General features: G+C 58.2%; 8 protein-coding genes and 2 pseudogenes. 5 read left to right on the top strand and 5 right to left on the bottom strand.

Going from position 1 to position 17,194, the window contains the following annotated elements; translation table 11 throughout:
• The first annotated feature begins 182 nt into the window (after window positions 1-182).
• Window positions 183-1,808: a methyl-accepting chemotaxis protein gene (locus tag I9H07_RS03715; RefSeq protein ID WP_024673528.1), complete on the top strand. Its 1,626-nt coding sequence runs from the start codon at window positions 183-185 to the stop codon at window positions 1,806-1,808.
• A gap of 227 nt (window positions 1,809-2,035) precedes the next feature.
• Window positions 2,036-2,536 (top strand): GAF domain-containing protein, encoded by a 501-nt coding sequence (locus I9H07_RS03710; protein WP_024673529.1) that lies wholly within the window; start codon window positions 2,036-2,038, stop codon window positions 2,534-2,536.
• A 13-nt stretch (window positions 2,537-2,549) separates the two neighbouring features.
• Here I9H07_RS03710 and I9H07_RS03705 read toward each other — a convergent pair whose 3' ends face one another.
• Window positions 2,550-3,005, bottom strand: coding sequence for a GNAT family N-acetyltransferase (locus I9H07_RS03705; protein WP_236425537.1), 456 nt, complete (start codon window positions 3,003-3,005; stop codon window positions 2,550-2,552).
• 58 nt (window positions 3,006-3,063) lie between these two features.
• Here I9H07_RS03705 and I9H07_RS03700 point away from each other — a divergent pair, with 58 nt between their 5' ends.
• On the top strand, window positions 3,064-3,378 hold the full coding sequence (locus I9H07_RS03700; protein WP_236425536.1) for a hypothetical protein: 315 nt from the start codon (window positions 3,064-3,066) through the stop codon (window positions 3,376-3,378).
• Window positions 3,379-3,404: 26 nt separating this feature from the next.
• On the opposite strand, the gene I9H07_RS03695 is transcribed toward I9H07_RS03700, so the two are convergent.
• The 4 genes and pseudogenes from I9H07_RS03695 to I9H07_RS03680 form a co-directional block, all read right to left on the bottom strand.
• Window positions 3,405-3,563: a hypothetical protein gene (locus I9H07_RS03695; RefSeq protein ID WP_161936339.1), complete on the bottom strand. Its 159-nt coding sequence runs from the start codon at window positions 3,561-3,563 to the stop codon at window positions 3,405-3,407.
• Window positions 3,564-3,648: 85 nt separating this feature from the next.
• The gene (locus tag I9H07_RS03690) at window positions 3,649-4,098 is read right to left on the bottom strand and encodes a hypothetical protein (RefSeq protein ID WP_236425810.1); all 450 of its coding nucleotides are present in this window, start codon (window positions 4,096-4,098) and stop codon (window positions 3,649-3,651) included.
• Complete coding sequence (locus I9H07_RS03685; RefSeq protein ID WP_063885122.1) at window positions 4,059-4,568, bottom strand: hypothetical protein; 510 nt, start codon at window positions 4,566-4,568, stop codon at window positions 4,059-4,061. The genes I9H07_RS03690 and I9H07_RS03685 overlap by 40 nt, the downstream gene beginning before the upstream one ends.
• Window positions 4,569-4,660: 92 nt before the next feature.
• Window positions 4,661-13,717: pseudogene (locus I9H07_RS03680) on the bottom strand (DUF637 domain-containing protein); the annotation flags it as partial.
• Between the two features lie 593 nt (window positions 13,718-14,310).
• Between I9H07_RS03680 and I9H07_RS03675 the strand changes: the two are divergent.
• Together I9H07_RS03675 and I9H07_RS03670 are read left to right on the top strand one after the other, a co-directional pair.
• On the top strand, window positions 14,311-16,134 hold the full coding sequence (locus I9H07_RS03675; RefSeq protein WP_236425725.1) for a sensor domain-containing phosphodiesterase: 1,824 nt from the start codon (window positions 14,311-14,313) through the stop codon (window positions 16,132-16,134).
• Between the two features lie 91 nt (window positions 16,135-16,225).
• Window positions 16,226-17,010: pseudogene (locus I9H07_RS03670) on the top strand (sulfite exporter TauE/SafE family protein).
• Window positions 17,011-17,194 lie beyond the last annotated feature (184 nt).

Below are 17,194 nucleotides of genomic sequence, written 5' to 3'. Positions count from 1 at the left end.
ATCATTTACACCCTCAACGATCAACACGCTTATTTAACGTCAACTCAGCACATCCAGTGACGTGACACAGGCATGAAATAACTTTCATGCCTTTTAATTAAAGCTCTCCCGTCTTCGGCAGAAAACCCGTTACTGGAAAGGGCTTTTCACCCATCCGCCTGTTTTTGCCGCTGGAGGCAGATATGAACCTCAGATCGTTGAATATCTCGCGCAGAGCATCCCTGTGCTTTGGCATCATCACCCTGATTTTAATAGGCCTGGGCGGGTTTTCGTATGTTCAGATCGGTCACCTGCGCGGGGCAGAGCAGAACATAGAGGAGAACTCGCTGCCGAGCATTCAGGTCGTCGACGATATTCAGATCGCCCTGCTCCATGCCCGGCTGGAAAGCATCCGCATGCTGGCCAGTACTGACCCGACCGTGCGAAGCACCGCGGCGAGCAACGCTCTGGAGGCCATCAATACCCTGCAATCGCGCAGTGAATTCTACCGGCAGCATCTGATTTCCGGCGAGCAGGACCGAATCCAGTTCGAGGCAGCCCATAACAAGATGGACAATTACGTAGCGGGCGTTAAGCAAATAGTGACCACCGACGCTACGGATCACGAAAAAGCCCTGTCTTTCGCCAACAACGAGCAAGTCCAGCGAGCCAATGCCTATCAGTCCGACCTCAGCACTCTGCGTGGGCAGAACGCGAAAGAGGCCGAACGCTCAGGCAGTGACGCCACAGCGGTTTATGACCACAGCGTCAATGTACTGCTGATCGTGGTAATTATTGCCTCGATATTGACGGTATTCCTTGCGATTGCACTGACCCGCAGTATTGTCGATCCGATCAGCGCGTCCCTGAAACTCGCAGAAGACATTGCTGCAGGCGATCTGACCCGACAACTGGAAGTCACCGGCAATGACGAGGCGTCGCGCCTGATGAACTCGCTGAACATGATGTCGAACAATCTGCGCGACACCATTCAGCAAATCTCCGGTGCGTCGGCTCAACTGAGCACCGCCGCCGTCGAAATGACCTCGATCACCGAAAGTGCCGACCGCACCCTGCAGCAACAGAACAGCGAAATCGAACAGGCCGCAACTGCCGTAAACGAAATGAGTGCTGCCGTAGAAGAGGTCGCTCGTAATGCTACGTCCACCTCCGAAGCGGCTCAGCAGTCCAGCGTCTCTGCCGACCTGGGCAACCAGCGCGTTTCGGAAACCCTGACTGCTATGCAGAACCTGACCGGACTGGTCGAAGGTTCATCCGCACAGGTCACCGCCCTCGCCGGTCAGGCACAGGACATTAGCAAGGTGCTGGGCGTGATTCGCGGGATTGCAGAGCAGACCAACCTGCTGGCACTCAACGCCGCCATCGAAGCCGCTCGCGCAGGTGAGCAGGGTCGCGGGTTTGCGGTGGTGGCTGATGAAGTTCGGGCGCTGGCACATCGCACCCAGACATCTACCCAAGAAGTCGAACAGATGATCTCGGCGATTCAGGCGGGCTCGTCCGCCACCGTTGAATCAATGCAGAAGAGCACTCTGGAAGTTCATAACACTCGTAAAACGGCAGAGGGCGCTGGGCAATCGCTGCGCCAGATCACCGATTCGGTGCTGGAGATCAACAACCGCAACCTGCAAATCGCCGCCGCCTCCGAACAACAGGCGCATGTGGCGCGGGATGTGGACAGAAGCCTGATCAGCATCCGTAATCTTGCGGTACAAAGCAGCGAGGGCACCCGTCAGACGCTGGAGGCCAGTAACGAGCTTTCGGAGCTGGCGGTAAATCTGAACGATTTGGTATTACGATTCAAGACTTGATCATTTGGCACGGCAGTATGGCAGCAGGCAAGCTGAAAAGTGCAGTCTTGTCTGCATGACCGTTCGCGCAATTTTCTAAAAGTTGATACTAAATAGTTTCGGGTAACCACCAAGATAGTTATGTAAGCCTCGATCAGATATGGCACGATCACCTTCTGCACAAGACCGGCACCGCCAGGCGTACTGCCAAGGCTGCATGAGTGCTTTTATGACCAGGGTGATACATTTTGAACAGCAACCTGACTTCAGCAGAGCTGGCAGTCATCAGTGAAATCGAGGCCACTTCCAGCCTCCTGCGGCTGGTTACCCGGCTGACGGGGTTGAGATTTGCGGCGATTGCGAAAGTGACCGATAGCAGCTGGACCGCCTGCGCCGTCTACGACGAAATCAATTTCGGACTGGAAGCGGGTCACGAGCTCAAGCTTGAAACCACGCTGTGCAATGAACTGCGCCAGCACAGGCAGCCCATTGTCATCAACGAGCTGGCTACCGATGCGGTTTATGCAGAACACCCCGTTCCGAAACTCTACGGCTTCCAGAGCTATTTCTCGCTACCGATCGTTTTTCCTAACGGTGATTTCTTCGGCACGCTGTGCGGCCTGGACACCCTGCCGGCGCAACTCGACGATCACGACACGCTCGACACCCTGAAAGTCTTCTGCACATTGATCGCCAGCACGCTGTATGCGCACTACCAGCTGCAGGAAATTCAAGAGGTCACCGCCTGACACGCGGTAAACTTCAGACGCTTAACTTCCGCTCCATGATCAAGGTGCGCTCCTCGCCATCCTGCTGCTCGCGCACGACTTCAAAGCCGAGTGCGACGTAGAACCCCTGTGCAGTCAACGACGATGGCACCACCAGAGACACCACGCCATTCTCACGGGCAACCCGCTCGACCTCTGTCATCAATAGCCGCCCTACTCCCTGCCGGTGCCATTCGGGATCAACAAACACCGAACGCACAGCCCGCCCGTCGAGGCTGGCGGTTCCGATGACAGTGTCTTCCGCCACGGCGACAAACACTCGGCGCCGCAACATCAATGCTGCTAACGCTTCTGGGGTGAAGCTCTGCTCAACGCGCTCGATAACGCTGGCGGGGTAATCAATGGCATTGCTGGTGCGCAGCGTGGTCAGGATCAGACGACTGATGGCGGGTGTGTCTGATGGGATGGCCGGGCGGATGTGGAGGGTCATTTTTTGTGGTGTTTGGGTTGTGTAGGAGGAGTGGGATTATGCGTGGAAGGAAGAGGATATGCGACGTTTGGCAGGAATGGGACTGACTGGTGGGTGTGACGTTTTTGAAGGTGCGTCCTGCTGTGATGTTCAGGTCGTTGCCGGGCTTGGGCTGGCTGGCAAGGAAGTTGACGTCGTGCGCAGCGTCGATGCTTACGTTGCCACCGGCAACGACCGTGGACGCAAGGTTTTTGACGTCGGTGGTCATGGTCGATTTACTACCGCCGGTGATGATCTGGTAGTCCTTGCTGCTGTCGGTTTTGGCCAGCAGGTTGATGTCGTTGCCGACCTAAAAACGGGTCAGCGTAAACTAGAAAACAACCTTACGGATTAAAAAATTCTATTTTTTAAAGAGCGACCTTAAACGCGTTGCACTGTCAGACGACCATTTTGGGCTTCACTGTTGGTCGCTTTTGCAATATCAGCTTTTATACACCCTAAGAAATCGACCATTGCTAGTGAACCAAGCTCTACGAGTTCTTCAATAAAATCTTCCAAGGCGCCTATTTTTTGTAACACGAGCAAATTCCATCAAAACCCCCACCCCCTCAATTCCAACGCACACCAACACAACAAGAGCCTCCTCTCGGATCTAGATAAAAAGTTACAACCCCCAAAAAAAATCATAAGAAATCATATTCTCATTTTCTTTATCAGGCCTACCTAGCAAGCCTCTAAGTATTTGGTCATGCAACTCCCTAAGGGCAGTGAGATCGGAACTCACGGAACTTACAACTGTAAATCTAAAGCCAATCAGCCCATCACGATAGAAATCAAACTGCATATTTGCTCTTTGTCCAAAGACAATGTGTGGGCCGCTTACGCAAGATGACCAATCTCCATTAATACTTATTTCAACATGAACTCCCAATCCTTTTTCAAGCTCAAGCTTGGTAACAGTCCTATCTAGAACTGTTGTTTTATTCCAAAAAACACCAGCTTTAGGCGTTGTACTTGCAACATTACTACCCGCCGTCGTGCCCGTACCAGCAGAGCCTGGCCCTTTTGCACCACCTAAGCAATGTAATAAGCAATCGCCTGCCCATTCGGCCAATCACCTTTCCAGCCACATGGCCAACCACCGCTCTGATAGATCATAAAAACATTCTCGAAAAAATTATTATTCCTCCCTAAAACCGCTCGACTATATAAACATCCTTTTAAGTCAGACACGATGTCATCTAACAACTCTTTATGCTGCTGATCGAGTTGAATTCGAACCTCTCGATCCAGCTCATCCAAGATACCTGAAAGTTTACTATCCACCTCCGAGTACTTGCTCCCGTCATTGTAAACAATACTCCAAATTTCACTCATTTTTTCTGAGCGCAAATCTGCCCAAGTAAACTCTTCTTCACCATAAACCTTATCCCAGGCATACTTCTTCGCCGCGTTAAGATCATTAATAACTGCGCCACCTGAAGAAGCCCGGCCGGATATCTTCAAGAGGCTACCGCTCTTCACAAACCCTAGAACTTCAGCTACTAGGTCTGTATTCTCACCAATTTCTATTTTTTTATCCATTTCAACCACACTTCTGTTTTAGCACCATCAATATTTCTTACAGGCATGCCGGATTTAGTTACATCTCTCAGCTTGACCTGCAAGTCGTAAACCTGCTTTTGTAATTGATCAATTGGTAAACTCCCATCCATACTATTCAAACTCTGCCTTACAGCTTCAGTGTAATTCGGATGACTGCCAGTATGCCTAGGCATACTGCTAACCAGTCCTTCTGGCTTTGCGTTGCTGGCGGGCAGGAATATTCCATTCGAAGCATCATCTAAATCTATACCAACCTTTTCCAATATAGGATGACGCTTTAATTCGGAGGGGATTAGATGCTGAGCTTGATAGCCAGACCATGAATCAGAGCGGCTTCGACCCATATCTTCATTTAAATTCTTCCCGAGCTTAGACGAACTACCACCAGTAACTTGGCCTGGTGTGCCAGAGAGTATTCGTTCACTGCTTTGAACAGCTTTCGTCTCAACCGTCCCAGCACCTTTTGGACCACTCGCCTTCTCGGCGCTTGAAAGCGTAGCTAGAACGCCGCCGTCCTTGGGAACTAAACCAGTAGGCCCATCGAAATACACCTTACCATCTGCACCCAACACTTCAAAGTTGCCCGTACGGGTGTTGATAATGCGGCGACCTCCCTCAGGCAGCCCGGCATCATAGACAACAAGATCGGCACCTGCCGCTCCATCTAAGCGATACCACTCGGGGAGTCGAGAATCGCTGACAATACTTCCTTTTGCACCTACAAGATCGTAATCTCCGGGAACCGGAATCGGCTTGATAGGCGGCGTATCAAAAAGCTCTTCGGTAGACTTTCCTGCAAAGCCGAATTCGTCTCCCCCCTTGGCAACCGTTCCCCACTTAGCCAGCGAAACAACCCGCTCTACCGGTACCAGGTTCAGCCCAAACTCCACATTGCCCTGATTGCGGATCGCAGCAGCCGCTTCGTTGTTGCCCTGCATCTGGTAAGCAGTTGCCAGCCCTTCCTTGCTCTGGCTTGACTCAAGGCTGTTCCATGCGGAGGCGAGAGGGTTTTTGGTCAGTGACATCACGCCATTGGCCAGTTGCTCACTGCTCTGCACCGGGCTGCTCAGCAGCGACCAGGCAGAACTCACCGTATTGGAAATGGCTGCCTTGGCGCCCTGCCATGTACCGGAGAGCCCGCCGCTGACCGTGTTACCGAGGTCGTAGGAAACAGCGATGTTTCTGTCGTAGAAGCGGGCATAGTCGTACGTCAGGTCACCCTTATAGGCGCCCTGAAAGTTGATCGAGTTGATTGAGGTGTCGGCGTACCTTGCTGGATTGGTGTCCGCAAACTGGTTGAGCAACGTGGACGTTTCAGCCGGTGTGTACACCCTTTCGGTTTGTGTGGTCGGTACATCGGATGAAATTGGCGCGGCGTACTGGCCAGCCATCGGTGCCAGTGCAGTGCCCAGGTATTTAAGGGTGGTCTCGTCCGGCACATTGCCGTTCTCGGTCATCACCCCGTTCCAGTTCTTGTCGGTTTTGTAGACCGCTGCTTGCGCCAGACGCTGCTCGGCTTCTGCCGTAGGGATATTCGTGTCAGCCGCGAATTGCGGCGCTTCTTTCTTGATAAGCTCAACTGCCCTCGGGTGCAGTTGCTCGTTATACCGCTCAACATTCCCCGCCACCCACGCCGCATCGTTCGGATCGCCGTTGACCAGCGACCCCGCCGCAATACCGACGATCTGCGCCGTAGCGACCCGGAACTGCTCGTCTGTTACGAAGCGGGCGTTAAGGTATTTACCCATGCCGTCGGCTGCAACGGCGGTCAACCCCTCAGCCGCTCCGGCAGCAATGGCGCCTGTTTTAAAGTCTCCCCCGCGGGCGGCTGAAAATGCGCCACCCAGCATGGCGTGCAGGAAGACTTTCTCCGCCGAGCCTGGGTCCAGCTCCATGAAGTCCGCAAAGTCGCCCAGATTCTTGTTACCCGCCGCAGCGGCCAGGTCAAAGCCTTGCGACACCAGCGCCGAACCCAGATTGTCTTTCAGGCTGCCGCCGTTGATGGCGGTGGAGATGCCGCTTTCGATAACGGCGTGCGTGCCGCTGCGCACGACTGCGTCCTGCGCCTTCTGCCAGCTGAGCCATTCTTTGGCGTAGCCCGGATTTTGTACCGACCCGCCCGTGATGACCTTCGCACCGTCACCGTTGGCCGGGCTCGCGCCCTGGAACCAGGTGCTGTCTGCGTAGTTCAAGGCGCCAGCGGTCAGCGCGCCGATGGTGGCGTTTTTCAGGCTGTCGCTGCCAAAGGTGTCCTTCAGCGCGACGCCCAGATTGCCCTTGTTGTTGATGACGCTGACCGCGCCGGTACTGGCCATGGAGGTGAGGGCTGCCGTGGCCATTACGTTGCCCCAGCCGGCAGCGGTATACGTAGCGCCTGCTGCGAGAGCCTCAGTGGTGGTCGCCGCCGCCATGGCGGTTCCCGAACCTGCGGTCGCGCTTGCTGCGCCTCCTGCCAGCGCACTCGCCCCACCCGCCGTCACCACGGTGACGATGATGATCACCGCCAGCATCGCCGCCTGGCCCATGCCCGAGTTGTTGTACTTGAACGAGTCGTGAAGCTCTTTCACCTGCCGCCAGTCCACATCCCCGCGCTGCTCGGCGTCCTTGATCCACGCCAGTTGCGGATCGGCCTTGACCATGGTGTCGATGGTCTGGCTAACGGTTTGCTGATTGACTTGCTTGACGTCGATCTTCAGCCCGTTCACCGCCTGAATCACAGTCTGGCCCTGGGCGACCAGTTCGCTCTGGCGCAGGGTTTCGTCGGTGTTGCCTTTGCCTTTCATCGAGAACCAGGCCATGTCGCTTTTGCTCTTGGTATGGCTCTCGTCGTGCAGGTCTTTCACGCCTTCGAAGGTCACTGCCCCGCCGCTTTGCAGGGTCAGGTCCTTGCCGCTGCTGAGCTTGGCGACCTGGTACAGCTGGTCGCCGTTGCTGGCCAGGGTGAGGTTGCCTGCGGTGCGAATTTCAGTGCCGACGTTGGTGGTCTGGGTAACTTCGTCGCGCTGGGCCTGTTTGGCGCCGAAGCTGCCCTTTTTCTTCATGTCGTACAGGGTGTGCGTGCTGTCCTGAGCCGCAAGCAGGCTCAGGGTGTTGCCGCTGTACAGGTAGGCTTCGTTACCCGCGGTGATCTTGCTGGCGACGAGTTTGGTGTCGCGCCCGGCCTGGGCAATGAAGGTGTTGCCTGCGGTCAGTTCGCTGGCGAGCTGGGTGGTCTGGCCGTTTTCTTCGAGGGTGCGTTTGTTGTTGTGTTTGGTGCGGGTTTCGACGTTGTGCGAGTCGCTGGCCGAGCTGACGTTGAAGTCGCGGCCTGCGTTGATGATCAGGTCGTTGCCGGCCTTGGCCTGGCTGGCGAGGACGTTGACGTCGCGCGCAGCGTCGATGCTAACGTTGCCACCGGCGCTGACCGTGGACGCAAGGTTCTTGACGTCGGTGGTCATGGTCGACTTACGACCGCCGGTGATGATCTGGTAGTCCTTGCTGCTGTCGGTTTTGGCCAGCAGATTGATGTCATTGCCAGCCTTAAGCGACAGGTCGCCACCGGCGCTCATGGCCCCGTAGTTGGTGATGTCGCGACCGGCGTTGAGGGCGAGGTTTTCGCGGGCGGTGATGGTGCTGCCGGTGTCGGTCACGGTGCGCATGCCGACGCCGTCACCGACCTGAATCGCCGTGCGGTCGTTGAGGATGTCGCCTTTGACGGCGGTGAGGCTCACTCGCCCGCCACGGATCTCCCCGGCCATCGCGTTGCGAATGCTGTCTTGGGCGGTCATCTGCAGGTTGTTGCCTGCGTCGACCAGGCCGCCCTGATAGATACTGCCGCCGCTGCTGACGTTGAGGTTGTTGCTGGCGCGCAGGGTGCCGACGTTGATCAGGTCGCCGCCGGAAATAAGGTTCAGGTCACGGCCTTGAATCAGGCTGTTGCCCCGTACGTTGCGTGAGTCGGCCTGGGCCAGGTACAGCACCGGCACGAGGACTTTCTGGCCATCGACGACACGGTTTTCCATCCACACGATGTCGTGGGTCAGGGCGCTGACCTGTTCGCCGGTCAGCGAGACGCCGAGGCTCAGGTTCAGGGCGTCCTTGCTGGCCAGAGCGTTGTCCATCAGGTAGCGGTACTGGTCGTAGTCGCTGGTCAGGCCGTCTGCGAGGAAGCGCTGGCCGGTTTGCGCCAGCACGGCGTCGCGTATCAGACGCTGTTCGTAGAGACCATCGCCCAGACGACGCCAGTTGCTGTCAGGGTTAATGTTGAGCTGGCTGAGGATGTAATCGGAACCGAGGAACTGCGACAGGTTGGTCAGGTTCGGGTTGGTCTCGATCAGGTAGTTGCTGGTCGGATCGGGGTTGCGGATGAACAGCCCGTAGTCGCCCTTCGGCAACTGGAAGGTCGCGCCTGCGGTCGGGTCCACAGCAGCAAACGGAATGCCGCTGTAGTCCACCGGGGTGAAGACGGTCTGCACGCTGCCGTCGGCGGCGACGCGCTGCACCGGCTGAACGGATGCCACGCTGGCGGCGCTGGCCTCGGAGGCCTGCTTGTTGATGGTGATGTCGATCCCGCCGACCTTGAGGGCGGTCTGATCCTCGCCGAGGGTGCCGGTGAGGATTTCCGGGGTGTTGTTGGCGCGCAGCGAGCCGTTTTGCACGGTGCGCGCGACGTTCAGGTTGACCGTGCCACCGGCTTGCAGCGTGGCGGCGTATTTGGGTTGCGGATCGTCGCTCCAGACGGTGACGTTGCTCTGTTCGATAAACCGGCTGTCAGTGGAACGGCTTTTCAACTCCTCGAAGCGTACCGGGTCGAAATTGCCGGCCGCCACGGCAGCGTTGAAGGCCGGGACGTCGATGAAATCCATCTGATCCCAATAGCCGGTGTTGACGCGGCCCTGCGCCCTGATCTTGATGGTGTTCTGCCCGGTGCGCTCGGAAGCGCCCTGGTTGAGCAGGTCGTTGGCGGTGATCGTCAGGTTACCGTTGGCGGCCAGCAGGCTGTAGCGGTTCTGGACGTTGTCGGCCTGCACATCGAGATCCTTGCCGGCGACCAGACGCGCCGATGGCGAGTCCTTGATGGCGCTTTCGACAAAAGTCTGGTTGATGGTGATGTGACCACGCTTGAACGAATCATGACCGCCGCAGTGCTGGCTGCACTGCCAGTCCAGGCTGCCGGTGACGATGCTCTGCCCCAGTTCGAACTCGGCCTTGGCGTTTTCCACGGAGGCGGCGTTGATTGCGATAGCGCCTTCACTTTCCACCGTGCCGGACAGGTTACTGAAGCGTTGTGCGGCGCTGCCGTCCAGGTTGGCTATGCTCAGGTCGCCACGGCTGTAGACATCGCCATACAGGTTGCTGAACGTGCCGGTGCGTAAGGCCATGGCGCCGCCGCTGAACAGCAGCGAGTCGGCGCTGTTGGTGATGGCGTTGTTGGCATTGAGGTTGACGGTGCCCTGTGCGCCCAACGTGCCGCGGTTTTCGATCTGTGCCGCGTCGATGCGCAGGTTCTGGCGCGCGGTCAGGTAGCCGAGGTTGTCGAGGGTGCCACTGAGGTTCAGGCGCGTATCGCTGCCCGCGCCAATGCGGCCACCGTTCTGGCTGACGTTGTTGGCGGTGATGGTCAGCAGGTTCTGCGCAGACAGGCGGCCGCTGTTGGTCAGATCGCCGTTAAGGTTGAGGACCAGGTCGCCATCACTGAGCAGTTCGCCGCCATTATTCAGGCTGTTCAGGTTGAGGGTCAGTCCGCTGCCGCTGGCCAGCCGGTCACCGGCCAGCAGCGCCAGCGAATCACTGGTGTAGGTCAACGCGTTGTTGAGCTGCACATTGCCCAGCCCGTCGACAGCGCCGAAATTCCAGTCACCGCTGCCCAGCGCGGTAATGCTGCCCCCCGCGCCGGTGACCCGATTGAAGTCCAGGGTCAACAGGCCGGTGTTGGCGTGCTCGATGCTGCCTGCGCGGTTGTCCAGCGCATCGGCCTTCAGGGCGAAGTCGGTATTGCCGACTCCGATACGGCCGCTCTGGTTGGTGATGCTGCCGGCGAAATCGAACGTGCTGGTGTCGGTGGCCAGAGCGCGCAGTGCGCTGGCACCGTTGCTGTTATTGACCCGGTTGCCCAAGGCGCGCAATTGCCCCGAGGTGTTGTCCAGCGAGCCGCCTTGCAGATTCAGCGTGGTATTGGATTCGATCAGGCCGCCGCGGTTGATCAGGTTGGCCGCGGTGAGGTTGACGCTGTCGCCGCTTAGCTGGCTGCCGTTGGTGTTCGACAGGGTGGTGCCGGTTGATACCAGCAAGGTCCTGGCGAAGAGTTTGCCCGCATCGCTGGTCAGCGCGTCCACGTTCAGGGTCAGGCTGTCGACCAGGCTTGAGAGCATGCCCGCCTTGCTGCCGTCGCTGCTGGTGTCCAGCGAGCCGGCGGTGACGCTTACGGTGTCGCCCTGAATCGTACCGCCGACGTTGCTGACGGTGCCGCTGCCCAACTCCAGCCGTGTGGTGCCCCCACTGCTGAGCAGCGTACCGCCATTGTTGTCCAGCGTGCTGCCGGTGTAGACCAGCCCGCCACTGCCTGCGACCAATTGGCCCTGCTGGCCGTTGCGCAGGGTGGTTGCTTGCAGACTCAGCTGATTGCCGCGAATGCTGCCGCCCTGGTTGTTGAGGTCAGACGAACCGCTGATCGTGACCAGGCTGCTGCCCGCATCAATGATGCCGGTCATGTTGCTCAGCAGGTTGCTGATCTTCAGGGTGACGTCGCCGCCATTGCTGACCAGTGCGCCGTTGTTGTCGTTGATCAGGCGCGAAGCGTCGATCAGCACATTCTGGCCCAGCAGCGTCCCAGCGCTGTTGTCCAGCCATGCGCCGCTAACCAGCAGGCTGCCGTCGCTCTGGATCTGGCCGCCGCTGTTGAGCAACTGAGCCTGGCTCGCGGTCGGGTCGAAGCTCAGGGCCATGCCCTGCGTGCTGGCGGCCAGCAGGCCTTGCTCGCGGTTGTCGAGACCGGCGGCGTTCAGGTCGATGCGGTCACCGACGATTTTGCCGCCACGGTTGTCGATCTGCGCACCCGGTGCGCTCACCTTGACGCCCGCCCCCAGCACGCTGCCGCTGCGGTTATCCAGGCCTGTCGCGTTAAGGTCGAGATTGCCGGCAACCGCCAGCAGGCGGCCGCTCTGGTTGAGGACATTGCCACCCGTGACGCTCAGCAGGTTCTGCGCCTGAACAGTGCCGCCGGTGTTGTCCAGTGCGCGAGTCGCCGTCACACGTGCATCACCCGCACGGGCTGACAACAGGCCGGAGCGGTTGTTGAGCGAAGTGGACGCCACAGTAAGGCTGGTGCCGTCGACCTGACCGGCACTGTTATCCAGCGTATCCGCGTTGATTACCAGGCTGCCGCCCGATGCCTGGATCAGGCCGCTACGGTTGTCGATCTGTGCGCCCGGCGCCGTCACGTCGATGCCCGCTCCCAGCAGGCGGCCGCTCTGGTTGAGCACATTGCCACCGTTGACGCTCAGCAGGTTCTGCGCCTGAACGGTACCGCCGGTATTGTCCAGTGCGCCAGTCGCCGTCACACGTGCATCGCCCGCACGGGCTGACAGCAGGCCGGAGCGGTTGTTGAGCGTGGTGGACGCCACCGTAAGGCTGTCGGCATCGATCTGACCGGCACTGTTATCCAGTGCGCCCGCGCTGATCGCCAGGCTGCCGCCCGTTGCCTGAATCAGGCCTTCGCGGTTATCGAGGCTGTCGAGTTGCAGGCTGGCCGCCTGCCCGGTAGCGAAACGGATCACGCCGGACAGGTTGACGATGGCAGGGGCAGAGATGAACAGCGACTGTTCGCCGACGAGACGTGCCGCCACTCCCTGATTGGTGATCTGGCCGCTGGCGAGGTTGACAGCGCCGCCCTGCACTACGCCTTGATTGTTCAGGGCCTGAGCCGCGTTAATGGTCAGTGCGCGACTGGCTTCGATGTTGCCGCTGTTGGCGACCATCGGCGCGTTGATTGTGACGTCACCTGTGGCGTTGCGGCTGTTGTCGGCCTCGATGCCCGAAGCGATGGTGCCCGCGTTGGTGACCTTGCCTGCATTGATCTCGACCCGCTCGCGTGCCGCCAGGCTTTGCTGGTTGACCAGCTCGCCGGGGGTGCGCACGTTGACGCTGCTCGCGTAGGTTTTGCCGGTCATTTCGACGCTGGGTGCGTTGACGTTCAGCGCACCCTGCGCCGAGGCCTGTGCCATGTTCAGGTGGCCGTTGGCATCGATCTGGATATCGCCGCCACTGGCAGCCATGTTCCCCGCCGTCTTCACGCCGACACCCTGCTCGGTGCCGACCAGCTTGATCGCATTGGCGTACATGCCGCCCAGTGCCGAGGAGTCGATGGCCAGTTGCGGCGTGTCGGCAGCATTGGCGGCACGCGCGGTGGTCGCCAGCGTGTCGGCGTTAACGTCGTTGGCGCCGGTGATGATATTCAGTTGTCTGGCATAGATATCGGCGTTGATTTTCGCCGATCGGGTGATCAGGTCGAACTGATCGACAGCACTCGCATCCAGCCCCTGGCCGTCGATGCTGATGCTGCCGCCGTCTACCGCGAAGTGATCGAGCTTGCCATTCGCATCCAGCACGGGCTTGCCGGTGCTGAGGGTCACACGCGGGGTATTGATGAAGCCGCAGCCGTTGCAACTCACGCCATACGGGTTGGCAATGATCACCCGCGCCGCCTGCCCGGCCACTTCGGTATAACCATTGAGCTGGCTGGCATTGGCGCCAGTGACTTCATTAAGGATGGTACTGGCGGCACGCCCGCCCAGTTGGCTGTTGCCGAGAATATTGCCGCCCAGCTTGGTGGCTTGTACGGCATTGGTGGCGTTGTTCAGAATCACGCCTTTGCTGTCGACGTTGTACTGCTGGTACTGGTTATGCGACAGCCCGGCCCCGTTGGGCGCGGCGATGTTGATCACCGGCACGCCATTGCCAGCCTGGCCTATGGAGGTGTTTGTAGTGCCACTGACCGCAATGCCTTCGGCCTGCGCCCAGACCGGTTGCCAGAACATGACGTTCGCCAGCAGCAATGCCAGCAAGCGCTTGGGCATCCCCATGAAGCTGGCGCGCGGGGCCGTCTGAGCCGAAGGCTGGCGCGACAGAAATTCAAATTGGCGAACGTCCATATTCAAGGTCTCGGAGCAAGTCTGACTAATCGAAAACAGCCCACACGGGCACGATTCAGGCTCACCCTTGTGGATGAGCATGAGGCAATAGAAGCGGGGCACACATTCGCGCCTGCGAGCCATGTAAAAGGCCACACAGGTCACGTGCTGGATAAGGCGCGATAAACAATTGCTGGCCGAAAAACTCGACGTACGACCACTGAGACAGAGCAACTAAAGGTGTAAAAATTGTCGCAATTTGTATCAGTTCCGACAAAGACACTTTGCAAAGCGGAAAATTCCCTGCCGGGCAAAATATTCGTGAAGTCGCTCACACTAATGCGGTCGTCGATTACACCCACTCATCACCGGCGTCGAGCGCAGTCGCTAATATTGATTGATTCATACCAAGCGACGAACGGTAATCACCGTAAAGCCCCGAAAACAATAAGGGACCCCTTACCCTGCAAGGCTTGTAGGACAAACTGCCCTCAAAAAACTTACGCTTCTGCCGACTAACTGTTTGTCGCGCGCCCGTAGTCGAAATTTTTTCGTCTGTTAAAGTGAATAACGTGATGTCAAATAGTCATCACTGAGCACCCAGCGAGAATTTTATGAACGCCAGCGCCCCCATCCCGATGAATGAAACGCAACGCTTATTGCGTATCAGGGAGCTGTGCGTACTTGAAGACACCTCGGATGAGGTGCTGGACGAGATCGTAGCGATGACCGCCGCGTTCTTTCAGGCGCCCATCGCGCTGGTCTCGATCGTTGACGAAAATCGTCAGTGGTTTCGCTCAAGGGTCGGTCTGAAGGCTAGAGAGACGCCGCGCAACGTTTCGTTTTGTGCCTACACGATTCTTTCCGACACGTTGTTCGAGGTGCCCAATGCCACGATCGACGAGCGCTTCATGAACAACGGTCTGGTCACCGGGCACCCTGATATCCGCTATTACGCCGGAGCCCCGCTGATTACTGATGACGGCCTGGCACTGGGCAGTCTGTGCGTGATCGACACCCAGCCTCGCGAGCCTATGACCGAGCAGCAGATGCAGATGCTCAAGGGTTTTGCGTCGCTGGTCATGAAGCGCATCGTCAGCCTGCGGCTCAGTTGCTTCATCGATCAGCCCACCGGCCTTTACAACCGGTCGCGACTGCAGGAAGACATTCAGCAGGCGCTGGCATCCGGTATCGATTACCAACTGGTGGCGGTGGACATGATCACCTCCACGTTCCTGAACGATATCGTCAAGGCGCTCGGTTACAGCTTCTCTCAGGACATGGTGACGGAGATCAAGGCCCGCCTGGAGAGCCTGTTACCGCAGGGTTGCTCACTGTACAAGGTCAGCCCTACCCGCTTCGGCTTTCTGCTGCCGGGGGACCGTGTGCCTGATCACCTGTTTCGCACCCTCCTGCGAGACTTCGAGACGCCTGTCGAATGCAGGGGTATTCCGGTTCAGATGCAGGTGGGTCTCGGCGTCGTGAGCCTGAACCGCGATCCGAATGGAAACCAGGACTGGATGCGCATGGTCATCAGCGCGGCCGACGACGCACGTGATCGCGACCTCGGCTGGGCGATGTACGAACCGCACTTTGATGCTGCCCAGCAACGCGCTTTCATGTTGCTCAGTTCGTTGACCACCGCCGTGCATGCCCACGATCAGTTGCGCCTGGTTTACCAGCCCCGCATCGACCTGGAGTCCGGCCTGTGCACCTCGGTAGAAGCCTTGCTGCGCTGGAACCACCCGACGCTCGGCCCCATCGGCCCTGCCGAGTTCATACCGCTGGCCGAAAAGACGGCCCTGATGCGCCCGCTGAGCCTGTGGGTATTGAAGAGCGCGATCGAACAGGCAGCACGCTGGCAGCAGCAGGGGTTCGATTTCCGTATTGCCATCAACGTCAGCCCGGAAGACCTCACCGGCCCGGCCTTTACGGACCGCATGATCCGCCTTTTGGGCCAGCACAAGATCGATCCGACCCGGTTTGAGCTGGAATTCACCGAAGGTGCGTTGATGCACAATCCGGCCGAAGTGCGCCATCAACTGGAACGCATGCGCCAGATGGGCATGGATGTGGCCATTGATGACTTCGGCACGGGCTACAGCAACTGGAATTACCTGCGCCAGCTACCGGCCACCACGGTCAAGCTTGATCAGTCGCTGATCCGTAATCTGGCCTCTGACAAGACTGATCAGCGGCTGGTCAAAGCCTTGATCGGTCTGGCCAAAAAGCTGGGCTACTGCGTCGTGGCGGAAGGTATAGAGACAGACGACATCCGCCGCCTGGTCAAGCAATGGGGCTGTGACGAAGGTCAAGGCTATCTGATTGCCAAACCCATGGAAGCCGACGCGCTGCTGGACTGGCTGGGCCCGACCCGCCGCCTGCAAAGCGTTGTCGAGGCCGCCGAAGCTGCGGTAATCCGTGACAAGCGGTTATAACCTTAGATCACTTCTTCATAACCATTTCAGACTCAAGTCGTTATGCTTCCCGGCTCTTTTTGCCTGATGCATATGTACGACAGGGTTGGTTATGGAAGCGGGTAATCTGGGTTTTGTAGTGGCAGGGCTGGTGGTCGGTTTTATCGTGGGCATGACGGGGGTCGGTGGCGGTTCGTTGATGACGCCGATTCTGCTGTGGTTTGGTATCAATCCGGCGACCGCGGTGGGGACGGACCTGCTGTATGCCGCGATTACCAAATCCGGCGGGGTTCTGGTACACCGCAAAAACGACAATATCGACTGGAAAGTGACTGGCCTGCTGACACTCGGCAGCGTCCCGGCAGTAATGATGACGCTGTGGTTCCTCAGCTCGCTGCACACAGCTCCTGAAGCGTTGAACGCGATCATCAAACAGGCACTGGGTTTGTCCTGTTGCTCACCGCGACCGCCATTCTGTTCAAGAAGAAGTTGCTCGCCTTCGCCCACGGCCGTGGCGACGGAAAATCTTTTTTCAGCGGCAACAGCCTGACCGTGCTGACAGTCATCACTGGCCTGATCCTTGGCACCATGGTTGCGCTGACGTCTATCGGGGCGGGCGCGCTGGGCACTGTGGCGCTGTTCATTCTTTATCCCTTGCTACCCACCCGCCGCCTGGTCGGCACGGAAATCGCGCACGCGGTGCCACTGACACTGGTCGCAGGTTTAGGCCACGCGAGCATGGGCAATATGAACTGGGAATTGCTGGGCTGGCTATTGATGGGGTCGTTGCCGGGCATTTACCTGGGCAGTCATATGGCGGGTCGTGTGTCCGATGATCTGCTGCGCCCTTGTCTGGCCATCATGCTGGGCATCATCGGCTTCAAACTGGCGTTCTGACGCCTGCCTCGTCAGCCTGTCACATTTCTGCGTCAGTCTGCCTGCGTGCACACTTTTTCAGAGTTGCTGATGCCGGTAGTCCTCAGCAAGTTGCACTCATCGGGATTTGTAATTTTTTGTAGCACCACGCAGATTTTCGGCGCAGGCTTTCGGTCGTCTGCTTGATCGCCGATGACCCGGCACA

The sequence above is a fragment of the Pseudomonas syringae genome (assembly GCF_023278085.1).
GTDB lineage: Bacteria > Pseudomonadota > Gammaproteobacteria > Pseudomonadales > Pseudomonadaceae > Aquipseudomonas > Aquipseudomonas syringae_Q.
Note: the sequence above shows the minus strand (reverse complement) of the source record. Positions and strands in the feature narration are given on the sequence as shown.

Coding starts and splice junctions, on each gene's coding strand:
- I9H07_RS03715 (WP_024673528.1), top strand. CDS start 183: ATGAACCTCAGATCGTTGAATATCTCGCGCAGAGCATCCCTGTGCTTT.
- I9H07_RS03705 (WP_236425537.1), bottom strand. CDS start 3,005: ATGACCCTCCACATCCGCCCGGCCATCCCATCAGACACACCCGCCATC.
- I9H07_RS03700 (WP_236425536.1), top strand. CDS start 3,064: ATGCGACGTTTGGCAGGAATGGGACTGACTGGTGGGTGTGACGTTTTT.
- I9H07_RS03685 (WP_063885122.1), bottom strand. CDS start 4,568: ATGGATAAAAAAATAGAAATTGGTGAGAATACAGACCTAGTAGCTGAA.
- I9H07_RS03675 (WP_236425725.1), top strand. CDS start 14,311: ATGAACGCCAGCGCCCCCATCCCGATGAATGAAACGCAACGCTTATTG.